The following is a 12785-nucleotide window of genomic DNA, read 5'->3' on the forward strand; positions in this document are numbered from 1 at the left end:
GCTATCTCCAGTGCTCAATCGCAGCCTTCAGTGACTTGCGCTCTACGGCAGTCAAGTCCTGCTGTTCATTTTTGGGATAGATCATCAGTAAAACAATCTGTGATGCCGAGACGAAATGGTAATAGATCACCCGCGCCCCGCCACGTTTGCCATGGCCCTTGGCCGCTACTCGTATCTTGCGAACTCCACCCGTACCCTCGATTACATCGCCAGCAGAAGGGTTGACTACCAACACGTTCTGAAGAGCCGTGTAGGCATCCTCGTCGATCAATTCTTTAACGCGACGGGTGAAGACTGACGTCTCTATGAAAATCATCGCTAATGTACGCCATTGGCTTAGTTGGCTGCAATCCTAGCCGTGTGTGCTTCGACGTGCATTCAGTGAGTTGTAACTGCTTTTTGACACGCAGGATGTGGTCAATTATACGTCGGCCAACCGACCCAAAAGACTCTCAATAAACACCCCCTCCGCCCGGCTCATCTTCTGCTCCCGGTTCCACAACAGATGAATATCCACATCCGCAATCCCCTCATCCGGCGGCAACCGCCACAGCAGCCCGTTCTTCACATCGTCCGCCACCACATGAATGGGCAAACACCCCAAGCCAAACCCGGCAATGACCAAACGCCGCACTTCTTCCAGGCTGGAAGATGACGCCACGATCCGTCCGCTGAACCCTTGCTGATCACGAAAAATCGTCAGCGGCGAGAGCATCCCGCCAATCTGGTCGCTGGTAAAACTCACGAAGTTTTCCGACTGCAAATCCCCCTCGGCCAGGTTTGTGCGCCCGAACAATGGGTGATGTTTTCCGCAAAAGAACGCGTAGCGCTGACGCAGAAACAGGTGCTGTTCCAGGCGCGGCTGAGGCCGACGATTGAGGCTCAACCCCAGGGTCGCGGTTTTTTCCAGCAGGGCGGCGACGATGTCGGAGCTGCGCATCACTTCGACTTCCAGATCGACCCGCGGATGTTCGCGATGAAAGCCTGCGAGAAAGTCATCGAAAGTGTCGGAATTAATCCGGCTGATCATCAGCAAGCGCACTTTGCCGATCACTTCATCACCCGGCTTTTGCAGGGCGTTGCTCATTTGCGAAACCTGGCCGTACATCTCGCCGGCAATCGCGAAAATCTGTTCACCTGCCTCGGTGAGCACGAAGCGCGGGCCGCGACGTACGATGAGCTGGCAATCCAGCTGTTCCTCCAGGCGCTTGAGCGCCTGGCTGATGGCCGGTTGCGTCAGGTGCAGGCGGGCAGCAGCGCGGCTGATGCTCAGTTCCTGGCCGATCACGCGGAAGGTGCGCAGCAGGTTCCAGTCCAGGCGGTCGTTGAGCAGGGGGTGAATATCGCGGCGGGATTCGGACATGGTGTCGCTCGATAATAAGCAGTATTTATAATCAAGATAATAAATAGAAAATTGACTAATCATAGCCCCAGGCCGAAAAATCGGCCTCAACAAGCGCCATCAGAGCGCACCGGTTCGACCTTCTCCTGCCAAAAAAATAACCAAAGGAGCCAGCCCCATGAAGCCTTCCGCTTCGCCGCAGCCTCGCCGTGCCGCGGCCGCCGCTTTTATCGGCACCATGATCGAGTGGTACGACTTTTACATCTATGCCACCGCTGCGGCGCTGGTGTTCGGTCAGCTGTTTTTCCCCTCCGACGATAAATTGTTCAGCACCATGGCTGCGTTCGGCACCTTCGCCGTGGGCTTCTTTGCGCGGCCGTTGGGCGGCATTGTGTTTGGCCATATCGGCGACCGCATCGGCCGCAAGAAATCCCTGGTGATTACCCTCGTCATGATGGGCGTGGTCACGGTGTGCATCGGCCTGTTGCCGACCTATGCACAGATCGGCGCCGCGGCACCGGTGCTGCTGATACTGCTGCGAGTGGTGCAGGGCATTGCGGTCGGCGGTGAGTGGGGCGGGGCGGTGTTGATGGCCGGAGAACATGCGCCAAAGGGGCGCCGTAACTTCTTTGCATCCTTCGCGCAATTGGGCAGCCCGGCCGGGTTGATTCTTTCCCTGCTGGCGTTCAGTGCGGTGACCCGCTTGCCGGAAGAAGACCTGCTCAGTTGGGGCTGGCGCCTGCCGTTCCTGGCCAGTGCCTTGCTGTTGGTGGTCGGCCTGGCGATTCGTCTGGGTGTAAATGAGTCGCCGCAGTTCCTCGAAGACAAGGCCCTGGCGGAAAAAGCGCGGGCGATCAAGAAGGACCAAGCCCCCGTGCTGGAAGTGCTGAAAACCGCCTGGCGCCCACTGTTGTTGTGCATTGGCGCCAACACATTGGGGATTGCCGGCGTGTATTTCACCAACACCTTCATGATTGCCTACAGCACTCAACAACTGAACCTGCCGCGCTCGCTGATTCTGGAATGCCTGTTCGTCGTCGCCATTATTCAGTTCTGCGTTCAGCCACTGGCCGCGTGGGTGGCAGAGAAGGTCGGCGCTACACGGTTCCTGTGCGCCATGTGCGTACTGGCAATGGCCTCGCCGTATCCGATGTTCGTTCTGGTCAGCAGCGGCCAGGCGCCGTTGATCATCCTCGGCATAGCCCTCGCGGTGGTGTGCATGGCGTCGTTCTACGCCGTCATCGCAGGCTTTGTCAGCGGCCTGTTTGAAACCCGTGTGCGCTACACCGCGATATCTCTGGCTTACCAGGTATGCGGCGCATTGGCCGGTGGCCTGACACCGTTGATCGGCACCTGGCTGGCCCATCAATACCTGGGCCAATGGTGGCCGATGGCAGTGTTTTACAGCGTGATCGCGGCGGTCTCGTTGGTGTGCGTGCTGGCCTTGTCCCGCCGCCACGCCACGGCTCACCGCCTGGAAATGGCACACAGTTGAGGGAGTCCGCAATGTTGAAGATTAACGGCGAGCGCCTGTGGCGTAGCCTGATGGACATGGCCGAGATCGGCGCAACCGCACGCGGTGGCAGCTGCCGCCTGGCGTTGAGCGCCGAAGACCAGGCCGGTCGTGAGCTGTTCAGTCACTGGTGTACAGCGGCTGGCCTGACGTTGAGCGTGGATGCCATTGGCAATCTGTTCGCCCGTCGTGCGGGTACCGACAATGACGCCGCTGCGGTGATGATCGGCAGCCATCTCGATACCCAGCCCGAAGGCGGGCGCTTCGATGGCGTGTACGGCGTATTGGCCGGACTCGAGGTGATCCGCAGCCTCGACGACCACGGCATCCAGACGCGCAAGCCCCTGGAAATTGCGGTGTGGACCAACGAAGAAGGCGCGCGTTTCACCCCGGCGATGCTGGGCTCGGCGGTGTTCACTGGTGCCCTCGCGCTGGACAAGGCGCTGGCGACCACCGACGGTGATGGCGTCAGCGTGGCCGAGGCGTTGCGCACCACCGGTTATAACGGCGAGCGTGCATTGGGTGGGGCAGTGGATGCGTATTTCGAAGCGCATATCGAGCAAGGCCCGATCCTGGAAGACAACGCCAACAGTATCGGCGTGGTGACCGGCGGCCAGGCGATTCGCTGGCTCGATGTGCGTGTCGAAGGCATGGCTGCCCATGCGGGCACCACGCCGATGGCACTGCGCAAAGATGCGTTGTACGGCGCCGCAAAAATGATCCAGGCCCTGGAAAACCTCGCTGCCGATTTTGCCCCGTATGGCCTGACCACTGTGGGTGAATTGAGCATTGCCAAGTCGTCGCGCAACACCATTCCCGGTGTGCTCGACTTCACTGTGGATCTGCGCCATCACCGCGACGCCGATATCGACGCCATGGAGCAGCAAGTGCGCGCACGCCTGCAAGCGATTGCCGACAACCGTGGCCTCAGCGTGACTATCACACCGCACTGGATCAGCCCGGCCACGCCGTTCGATGCTGAGTGCGTGGCCTGTGTGCAAGCGTCGGTGGATGCTCTGGGCTACAGCCAGCAGACCATCATCAGCGGCGCTGGCCACGATGCCATCCACCTGGCGCGCTATTGCCCGACCGCGATGATCTTCATCCCCTGTGTCGGTGGCCTGAGCCACAACGAAGCCGAAGACGTCTTGCCTGAAGACGTGCGCCAGGGCACCGATGTATTGCTCAACGCCGTGTTGAAACGCGCCGGCCAGGTTCATTTCTAAAGGCTGACGCCGTGCCCATGTGGGAGCTGGCTTGCCTGCGATAGCGGTGAAGCAGGCAGTACATTGTGCTCTGACCGTGCGCAATCGCAGGCAAGCCAGCTCCCGCAGGTTCTGTGTTTATCCAGGAGCATCCTATGAATACGTTTTTCCATCCCGAACAACTGCTGCATCACCCACGCAGCTACTACTCTCGTGGCCAGATGCGCACGCCACAGGAGGTCCCCGAGCGTGCGCGCAACCTGCTGCTGGCTGCGCAAACCCTGGGCTTTGATATCCAGCAACCGAGCGACTACGGTATGGAACCGCTGCTCGCCGTGCACGGCGCTGCATATCTGGATTTTCTCCAAGAAGCTCACCAGCGTTGGAAGGAAATCCCCGAAGACTGGGGCGACGAAGTCATGTCCAACATCTTCGTGCGCGAGCCCAACGCCCTGCGCGGTATTCTGGCCCAGGCGGCCCGTTACCTGGCCGATGGCAGCTGCCCGATCGGTGAACTGACCTGGCGCTCGGCGTATTGGTCAGCCCAAAGCGCCGTCGCCGCTGCCAAGGCGATTCTCGATGGCGCACCTGCCGCCTACGCCTTGTGCCGCCCGCCGGGTCATCACGCTCGCTTCGATGCGGCGGGCGGCTTCTGTTACATCAATAATGCGGCGGTGGCTGCGCAAGCGTTACGCCAAGGCTTCCAGCGCGTCGCGGTGCTCGATACCGACATGCATCACGGCCAAGGCATCCAGGAGATTTTCTACCAGCGCGATGACGTGCTCTACACGTCGATCCATGGCGATCCCACCAACTTCTATCCTGGGGTGGCGGGCTTTGCCGAAGAAAAAGGCGATGGCCCAGGCTTAGGGTTCAACCTCAACCTGCCCATGCCCCACGGTGCCAGCGAAGCGCTGTTTTTCGAAAAGCTGGAGCTGGCCCTGGCAGCGGTGAAGGACTTCTCGGCGGATGTGCTGGTGTTGTCACTGGGCTTTGATATTTACGAGTTGGACCCGCAAAGCAAGGTCGCGGTGACGCGGGAAGGCTTTGCGCGGCTGGGAGAGTGCATTCGAGGGCTGGGGTTACCGTGCCTGATCGTGCAGGAGGGGGGGTATCACCTGGAGACGCTGGACAGTAATGCGCAGGCGTTTTTCAGTGCGCCAGCGGCTTGGGAGAAACTATCAGTCGATTAAGCGCTAAAGGCCTGCCGATCAGTTTTCAGCAGGCTTTTCATCTATCAATGAGCAGTCGTTCCCCTCACCCTGGAACAGCGCCGTGTAGTTTTGCCCGCCATAAAATACCCCCACTATCGACACCGTTTCGCAATCAGGCCTCACCCTGAACGCGATGATGGTGCTGCGACGATAGTGCGTGATGCGTAAGCCTGTAAGCAGGTCGTCACGGCGCGCGCCACGCAAGGGGAACAGGGCGAGGCTTTCACAGTAGCTGACGAGATTGTCGATAAAGCGCGTCGCTACCAAGGGGGAGCCGGCATCGCAGATGTAATCCTCAAGGGCATCGAGTTGCGTCAGGACTTCAGGCGAAAAAACCACCGAGTAGCTCACGCGTTCCCGGTGCCTTTGCGCTGACGCCTGGCTGCCATATGCTCGCGAACCTGTTCTGCAGATAACCCGCGCGCAGGTTGTGCCTCAAGAGCGGTCGCTGCCGGGATGACTTCGTCCCTCAGCCAGTCTTCCATGGCACGGTCACGTGCCAGCAGCACCCGCAATCCGTCGCGAATCACTTCGCTTTCGCTGGCATATTCGCCGGCAGCCACCTTGGCTTTGACCAGGGCCGCCATTTCAAGGGGCAAGGTGATGCTCATTTGCTGGGTTGAGCGCATTGGGATGTCCGCCAGAAGTGAGTAGGATTCAATCCTACTTGACCATTGGCGCGATGCAACAAGCAACTGATCAATGCCGATATCCGGCGTCTCGTCGTCCATCCAGAAGGGGTAGGTTTGCATAAGTTGCTGCGTCTCCAGTTGTGTGGTCCAGGCCGCAAGTATTGACCCGTTTTGACGATCGCGTGGCCGCAGGTAGCCGATAAGCTGCTGAAATGTATGACTTGATATCTGTAACAGGATTATCTCGATAAAGCCGCCCCGGCTCGCATGGCATCCCATCGACTCCCATACGATAATGCTCGTCACCCCGACCACTTTGGCCCGCCTCCCGTGATCATCAATTTCGACCTCAACGACCTCCAAGCCTTCCGCGCCGTGGTAGACAAGGGCAGTTTCCGTGGCGCCGCCGAGGCCATCCGTATCTCGCAGCCGGCCCTCAGCCGACGCATCGAGAAGCTTGAATCCGCCCTGGATGTAAAGCTGTTCGAACGCACCACACGGCGGGTCAGTCTGACCATGGTCGGTCGTGCCTTCTTGCCCCAGGTGGAGCGAATGCTCGACGATCTTGACATCGCCTTGATGGGCATCAGCAACGTCGCGTCCACCCGCATGGGCAACGTCACCATCGCCTGTGTGCCGTCTACCGCGTATTACTTCATGCCCCACGTGATCTCCGAATTCCACAAGCTGTATCCGAAGATTCGCCTGCGGGTGCTCGATGCCAGTGCTGGTGAAGTGAGCAATGCGGTGGCAAGCGGTGAAGCGGATTTCGGCGTGAGCTTCAGCGGTAGCCTGGCCGACGAGGTCGAGTTCGAGCTGTTGCTGCAGGAGCGTTATGTGCTTGCCTGTCGGCGTGACCATCCGTTGGCCATGCGTGAGAGCGTGACCTGGACCGAAGCCTATGAACACGACTACATAAGCGTGGACAAAACCTCGGGCAACCGCTTCCTGCTCGACCAGGCGCTGCGTGGCGTGCGGGTGAAAAAGCCGAGTATCTGCGAGACCCACCACGTGACCACCATGATCGGGCTGGTGGAGGCGGGGCTGGGCGTGGCGATGGTGCCGTCGATTGCGATGCCGGCGTGCGAGCACCCGATTCTGGTGAGTGTGCCGCTGGTAGAGCCGCAGGTGATGCGCAATGTGGGCTTGATCAAGCGCCGCGGGCGGACACTGCCGCCCGCGGCGCTGGAGTTGGAGCGATTGGTGCGGGAGATGCCGTTTCGGTCAGCGTGACACCGAGTCCAGGCCGGTGGATTGCACCACCGGTTGAGCTTGCGGCGAGGCCATGAACTGCAGCAGCGCCTTGGCCTCATCCGGGTGTTCGGCGTTGACCGGAATGCCCGCCGCAAAGCGTGTCACCGATTGCACGTCTTCCGGGATTTTGCCGACAAACGTCACGCCCTTGACCGGCAGCAATTCAGCCACCTGTTGCAAGCCCACTTCGTAGTCACCCTTGGCCACCTGCTCGCCCACCGGCACGCGTTCGATCATGGTGCCTTTGGCCGGCATACCGAGTTTCTTGAACAACTCTTTCTCGACGTACACACCGCTGGCGCTGTCCGAGTACGCCACGGATTTGGCTTTGCTCAGCACGGCCTTGAGTTCGGCGTCGGTATTGATCGCAGGTTTTTGCGCGCCTTCCTTCACCACCAGGCCAATGCGCGAATCGGCCAATTCCACGCGGGACGCGGGGTCGACCTTGCCTTGCTTGATCAGCTCATCCAGGGCGTAGCCGACCATGATCACTACGTCGGCGTGCTCGCCGCGGGCCAGGCGGTTGGGAATCGCTTCCGGCGCCTTGCCCATGGACGGGCCGAGAATGGTGTCGAGGGTGTCCCCGCTTTGCTTGGCGTATTGCGGGCCAAGCAGTTTATAGGCGGCGGTGAAGCCACCGGAGGTCATCACCTTGAGCTCTTCGGCCTGGGCCGTTAGCGCCAGGGCGCCGAGGACAACGGCAGTGAGGGATTTGAATAAAGGCTTCATTGCACCGCCTCCTGCATGACTTGGCCACGGGTATTGGCGTGGCGATACAACGCCAGGGTTGAACACAGTGCACACAGTGCGGCGAACATCATCCAATAGGCGGGAGATGCCTTGTCTTCAGTGATGTGGATGAACCAGGTGGAAATCGCCGGCGTGAAGCCACCGAAGACCGCAGTCGCCAGGCTGTAAGCCAGGGAGAAACCCGCCACGCGCACTTCCACCGGCATGATTTCGGTCAGCGCCGGGATCATTGCGCCGTTGTACAGGCCGTAGAGGAAGGAGAACCACAACAGGGTTTCCAGCATGTGCGCAAAGCTTGGCGCGTTGACCACGTAGGACAGCGCTGGATAAGCAGTGAGAACAGTCAGCACGGTCATGGCGATCAGTACCGGTTTGCGGCCGAAGCGATCACTGAGGATGCCGCCGATCGGCAGCCAGAAAAAGTTCGACACCGCCACCAGCAAGGTCACCAGCAGGGCATCGGAAGTGCTCAGTTGCAGCACAGTCTTGCCGAAGGTCGGTGCGTACACGGTGATCAGGTAGAACGCGGTGGTGGTCATGGCCACCATCAACATGCCGCCGATGACTACGGTCCAGTTCTTCACCAGGGTCGCCATCACTTCACGCATGGTCGGGCGATGCTTGCGGTTGGCGAACTCTTCGGTTTCCTGCAGGTTGCGACGCAGCACAAAGATAAACGGAATGATCACGCAACCAACGGCAAACGGAATGCGCCAGCCCCAATCGGCGACCACCGACGGTTCCATCCACACGTTCAAGCCATAACCCAGCGCGGCGGCCACCACAATGGAGATCTGCTGGCTGCCCGACTGCCAGCTGGTGTAGAAACCTTTGCGGCCCGGCGTAGCCATTTCAGACAGGTAAACCGAGACACCGCCCAATTCCGCACCGGCCGAGAAGCCTTGCAGCAGGCGGCCCAGCAGCACCAGCAGCGGCGCCCACAGGCCAATGGTGTGATAACTGGGCACCAGCACGATCAATAGCGTACCGCTGGCCATGATCGACAACGTCACGATCAAGCCTTTGCGACGGCCCACGTCATCGATATAGGCACCCAGAATGATTGCGCCCAGTGGTCGCATCAGGAAGCCCGCGCCGAACACGGCGAAGGTCATCATTAATGACGCAAACTCATTAGCGGCGGGGAAGAACGCGGCAGCGATATAGGTCGCGTAGAACCCGAACAGAAAGAAGTCGAACTGTTCGAGGAAGTTGCCCGAAGTAACGCGCAATACAGCGCCTACTTTCGAGCTGGCAGGGGCGGGCCGGGAAGGGCTAGTCATGATTTTGTGTCTCCAGCGTTCTTTTTAAAGTGCTTGTTTCGCTTAAGAATGGGGATAGTGGCTGACACATTTAGAAATGATAAGTGACAAATTTGGATTGATTGATGCGCGCTGGCTATCAATCAGTGCCTCCGTCAAAAGACCTGCCTTGTTCTATACTTGAGCCTGTGTCCAATTCTTACGGATGGGAGGTGGTAATGGCTGACGAACAGAAACGGCAGAATGAGTCGGAGCGCGAACAACCCCGGCGACAGGAGGAGGAAAAACCGCAGACCTGGAAGCATCCCGATGATGGGACTGAGCTTTCCGAGCGGGACCAGGAGCGTCCGCTGAAACCCTGAGTACCCATCCAGTCAAAAAAATTGAGAGCGACGTTGTATGTGTGGGGGGGGGCGTCAAAGTACCTTCGCTCTCATATATGACCGATGCAAGGGGTATATTTATATTTCGTTTTCCTCGAAGTTGAAGATAAGCGCTTTATTTATGTGGGTGGCAAATAATTATTATTTTTTATATTTTACGTCGCTTTTCAGGGAGTGTCCCTCGAACTCGCCCTCGCCATCTATTTTCTTACGTTCTTGGTTGTTTGCCGGGTTAACTGCAACAAAATTGAAAGATATTTTGATAGAAGCGTCGTTCGAGGAAACTGATAACACATTCACCGTTCCTCCTTCTTCATCGGCAATCCAGCTGTTTGCCCTGCCGGGATTGAACCACGCGCCGACTCTGGTACCTCTATTGATTGCATGCTCACCAACAGAGATATCTGTGGGGAATGTAAAATACAAACCTTTGAACATGACTCCTTCTTCTGGACCACCTACTACAAAAGAGTTCGTGTCGGCCTGATAGATAACTGAGTCAGCCACCCACCGTTCAGTGTCACCTTCGATATCGGCTTCTAAGCGACCTGTAGTTGCACGTTTTTCGATAGTCGTCATGATGGAGTTCTCATCAGTATTAGTAATAGTTAACAGCCTTTTTCGTGATTAATGATTAATACTAATGTCAGTGAAAATCTACTGTCAGATCTAACAGTAAATCGATTCAGTTGATTTGTGGAAACGGCCTTGCCTGGAAGAGAACGACGACCGAATTTTGCTGGACAGGGGTTCGTCAACGCTTGCGGGTTTTTGGTGGGTTCGTCGGGCGTTCGGTGATGGGCGCCATTGAGATGAGCACCGGTAATGCCATGAACCGCTTGAAAGTGATTGTCGTGGTGTTGGTGGTGGCCGCGTTGTCGGCATTACGCCTGCGCCAGGGCCAGGAGGCCCCTCACACCGGCAACGAGGTCGGAAACCCGGAAGCCAGCACCAGGTAAGCCACCACCGCCGCCAGGCATAAACCGACGAAAACGCGCAGCAAAGTCCTGGCGGTGGGGTGAACGATGAATTTGATGGCCCATAGCAAAAAACCGCTGAACAGTAGGCTCAGGGCGAAAATGATCAGCACAATGGAGTCTCTGCGACCTTCAAGCGCTGATTTATAGTCCCAAAGCCGCCGGATGAACAGTGCGCACATAGACGCAGCCCTGTGGCCTTTCTAAACTGCGGCTTGTCTTGGGGAGAGGGGTGGGCGCCGATGAATCGCAATGAATTACGCAAGGCCGACATCAACCTGATGGTGGTCTTCGAAGCGCTGATGCTTGAGCGCAATGTGACGCGGGTGGCGGAGAAGCTGTTTCTCGGCCAGCCCACCATCAGTTCGGCCCTCAACCGCCTGCGCACCTTGTTCAACGACCCGTTGTTCATTCGTGTCGGCCATCGCATGGAGCCCACGGCCCGTGCCGAGGAAATCATCCAGCACCTGTCGCCGGCCCTGGATTCCTTGTCATCGGCCCTGAGCCTGACCCATGACTTTGATCCGTCCATCAGTACCATGACCTTTCGCATCGGCCTGTCCGATGACGTCGAGTTCGGCCTGCTACCGCCGTTGCTGCGTGCCTTGCGCCAGGAGGCGCCGCAGGTGGTGTTCGTGGTGCAGCATGTGGATTACTGGCGCATTCCCGACTTGCTGGCGTCGGGCGATATCACCGTCGGCATCACCCAGACCCGCGGCCTGCCGGCAAATGCCAAGCGCAAGCTGTTGCGGCATATCCGCCCCTGCCTGCTGCGCGCCGATGCCTCGGACACGCCGCTGACCCTCGATGAATATTGCGCACGGCCCCATGTGCTGGTGTCCCACACTGCCAACGTGGCCGGGTTTGCCGATGAGTGGCTGGCGGAGGTGGGCCGCAAGCGCCATGTGGTGCTGTCGGTGCCGCAATACAGTTCGCTGCCGGCGTTGCTCGCCGGCACCGACATGATCGCCAGCCTGCCGGATTACACCGCCCAAGCCATGGCCGCCAGCGGCAATCTGTACTGCGAGCCGTTTCCCTTCCAAACCCCGACCCTGGATTTGTCGATGGTCTGGCTCAGCCACGTCGACACCGACCCGGCGGAGCGCTGGATGCGTTCGCGGCTGGAGGCGTTCATGAGTGACAAGCTCCCGGCTCCAAGCTAAGCAACTGTAGAGACGGCTTGGCGCCTTCAACTTGCCGCTTGCAGCTGTTCCTCACACACCTTCACCACTTGCTCACGAAACCAGCTATTGGCGCTGTCTTGCCCATTGGTTTCCTTCCAATGCATATCCAGGGTGAACCCCGGCAAACCGTTGGGTGCTTCGCACACACCGAACCCCGGTGCCGGCGCCAGCAACTTTTGCACGCGACGCGGCAGGGTGACGATGAAGTCGGTGCCGGTAATCATCTTCAACGCTGCGCTGTAGCTATTGGCCCGCGCGATCACCTGGCGCTTGCGCGCCTGACGTGCGAGCCAGCCGTCGATCATGTTGGTGTCGGAGGACCATGGCGTGGGGAATATGTGACGCCGCTCGACGAAAGATTGCAGGCTGAACGCCGGCTCCCTGGGCGCCGAGCGCTGGTCGAACACGCAAACCAGGTCATCCTCCAGCAGCATCTGGGTCTTGAAGTCTTTATGGGTGCGATGAAAGTGCGGGCCGAAGCAGATCACCAGGTCGAGGCGGCCTTCACGCAGGTCATCGACAGGAATGTCGGTTTCCAGCTTCTGCACATTGACGATCACCGGCAGGTCGGCATGGTCGAAGTGCTTCAACAGCCGTGGCAGGATCAGTTGCTCGAAGTATTCCGGGGCGCACACATTGAAGGTCACCGCCTGTTGGGTCGGGTCAAAGGCCTGGCCACCGGCGTGACACAGGTTGATGCTTTCCAGGATTTTCTGCACATGCCCGTACATGGTGGTGGCCTTGTACGTCGGACGCATACCGGCCCGTGTGTTGATAAACAGCTCATCCTCAAAGCTGGTGCGCAACTTCTTCAGGCTGTAGCTCACCGTGGACTGGCTGACGAACAGCGTTTCGGACACATCAGTAACGCTGCTCTGGTCGTAGACGGCGATAAACACCATCAAATCCTGCATATCGAGCTTTCTGAGCGAGTTACTGTTTAGCATCGGTTTCGTCCGTAAACCCTTTGTACCGAACTCAGTACAAGACTGAGCAAAATGTTAACGGAACGCTCGTACCAATAGAAAGCTCTGTAGGACTCGTCAATGTTTCGTGTGGGACAAATACT

The 12785-nt window shown here is 58.6% G+C and carries 14 protein-coding genes and 1 pseudogene; 7 read left to right on the forward strand and 8 right to left on the reverse strand.

The features are described 5' to 3' along the window. Position 1: 1 nt before the first annotated feature. Both IH404_RS08790 and IH404_RS08795 read right to left on the reverse strand, forming a co-directional pair. On the reverse strand, positions 2–316 hold the full coding sequence (locus IH404_RS08790; protein WP_194440293.1) for a type II toxin-antitoxin system RelE/ParE family toxin: 315 nt from the start codon (positions 314–316) through the stop codon (positions 2–4). 105 nt (positions 317–421) lie between these two features. Beyond that, a complete protein-coding gene (locus tag IH404_RS08795; protein WP_005786043.1) occupies positions 422–1363 on the reverse strand; it encodes a LysR family transcriptional regulator in 942 nt (313 codons plus the stop codon). 157 nt (positions 1364–1520) lie between these two features. Here IH404_RS08795 and IH404_RS08800 point away from each other — a divergent pair, with 157 nt between their 5' ends. The 3 genes from IH404_RS08800 to IH404_RS08810 all read left to right on the forward strand — a co-directional run bounded on the left by IH404_RS08800 (position 1521) and on the right by IH404_RS08810 (position 5253). After that, positions 1521–2837, forward strand: a complete 1317-nt coding sequence (locus IH404_RS08800) for an MFS transporter (RefSeq protein WP_005786044.1) — start codon at positions 1521–1523, stop codon at positions 2835–2837. Between the two features lie 11 nt (positions 2838–2848). Then, positions 2849–4081: a Zn-dependent hydrolase gene (locus IH404_RS08805; RefSeq protein ID WP_005786047.1), complete on the forward strand. Its 1233-nt coding sequence runs from the start codon at positions 2849–2851 to the stop codon at positions 4079–4081. 134 nt (positions 4082–4215) lie between these two features. Continuing rightward, positions 4216–5253: a histone deacetylase family protein gene (locus IH404_RS08810; RefSeq protein WP_005786049.1), complete on the forward strand. Its 1038-nt coding sequence runs from the start codon at positions 4216–4218 to the stop codon at positions 5251–5253. An 18-nt stretch (positions 5254–5271) separates the two neighbouring features. Here IH404_RS08810 and IH404_RS08815 read toward each other — a convergent pair whose 3' ends face one another. Beyond that, positions 5272–5625, reverse strand: coding sequence for a type II toxin-antitoxin system RelE/ParE family toxin (locus IH404_RS08815; protein WP_005786051.1), 354 nt, complete (start codon positions 5623–5625; stop codon positions 5272–5274). Then, positions 5622–6212, reverse strand: a complete 591-nt coding sequence (locus tag IH404_RS27810) for a type II toxin-antitoxin system ParD family antitoxin (RefSeq protein WP_232289410.1) — start codon at positions 6210–6212, stop codon at positions 5622–5624. Before IH404_RS27810 ends, IH404_RS08815 begins: the two co-directional genes overlap by 4 nt. A gap of 24 nt (positions 6213–6236) precedes the next feature. On the opposite strand from IH404_RS27810, the gene IH404_RS08825 reads away from it, so the two are divergent. Beyond that, complete coding sequence (locus IH404_RS08825) at positions 6237–7139, forward strand: LysR family transcriptional regulator (protein ID WP_005786055.1); 903 nt, start codon at positions 6237–6239, stop codon at positions 7137–7139. On the opposite strand, the gene IH404_RS08830 is transcribed toward IH404_RS08825, so the two are convergent. Then, entirely contained in the window at positions 7131–7889 is a 759-nt protein-coding gene (locus tag IH404_RS08830; RefSeq protein WP_005786057.1) for a substrate-binding domain-containing protein, read from the reverse strand. The two genes, IH404_RS08825 and IH404_RS08830, sit on opposite strands and share 9 nt — an antisense overlap. Beyond that, positions 7886–9193, reverse strand: coding sequence for an MFS transporter (locus tag IH404_RS08835; protein ID WP_005786058.1), 1308 nt, complete (start codon positions 9191–9193; stop codon positions 7886–7888). Before IH404_RS08835 ends, IH404_RS08830 begins: the two co-directional genes overlap by 4 nt. Positions 9194–9390: 197 nt before the next feature. Between IH404_RS08835 and IH404_RS08840 the strand changes: the two genes are divergently transcribed. Next, positions 9391–9534: a hypothetical protein gene (locus tag IH404_RS08840; protein ID WP_173664474.1), complete on the forward strand. Its 144-nt coding sequence runs from the start codon at positions 9391–9393 to the stop codon at positions 9532–9534. A 162-nt stretch (positions 9535–9696) separates the two neighbouring features. Here IH404_RS08840 and IH404_RS08845 read toward each other — a convergent pair whose 3' ends face one another. Beyond that, entirely contained in the window at positions 9697–10134 is a 438-nt protein-coding gene (locus IH404_RS08845) for a hypothetical protein (protein WP_032803354.1), read from the reverse strand. Positions 10135–10302: 168 nt separating this feature from the next. Here IH404_RS08845 and IH404_RS08850 point away from each other — a divergent pair. Together IH404_RS08850 and IH404_RS08855 are read left to right on the forward strand one after the other, a co-directional pair. Further along, positions 10303–10514 (forward strand): annotated as a pseudogene (locus tag IH404_RS08850) (MFS transporter); the annotation flags it as partial. 260 nt (positions 10515–10774) lie between these two features. Next, positions 10775–11695, forward strand: coding sequence for a LysR substrate-binding domain-containing protein (locus IH404_RS08855; RefSeq protein WP_005786059.1), 921 nt, complete (start codon positions 10775–10777; stop codon positions 11693–11695). A gap of 26 nt (positions 11696–11721) precedes the next feature. On the opposite strand, the gene IH404_RS08860 is transcribed toward IH404_RS08855, so the two are convergent. After that, positions 11722–12663: a LysR family transcriptional regulator gene (locus IH404_RS08860; RefSeq protein WP_005786061.1), complete on the reverse strand. Its 942-nt coding sequence runs from the start codon at positions 12661–12663 to the stop codon at positions 11722–11724. Between the last annotated feature and the right edge of the window lie 122 nt (positions 12664–12785).

This window comes from Pseudomonas sp. OST1909, from assembly GCF_015277575.1.
GTDB lineage: Bacteria > Pseudomonadota > Gammaproteobacteria > Pseudomonadales > Pseudomonadaceae > Aquipseudomonas > Aquipseudomonas synxantha_A.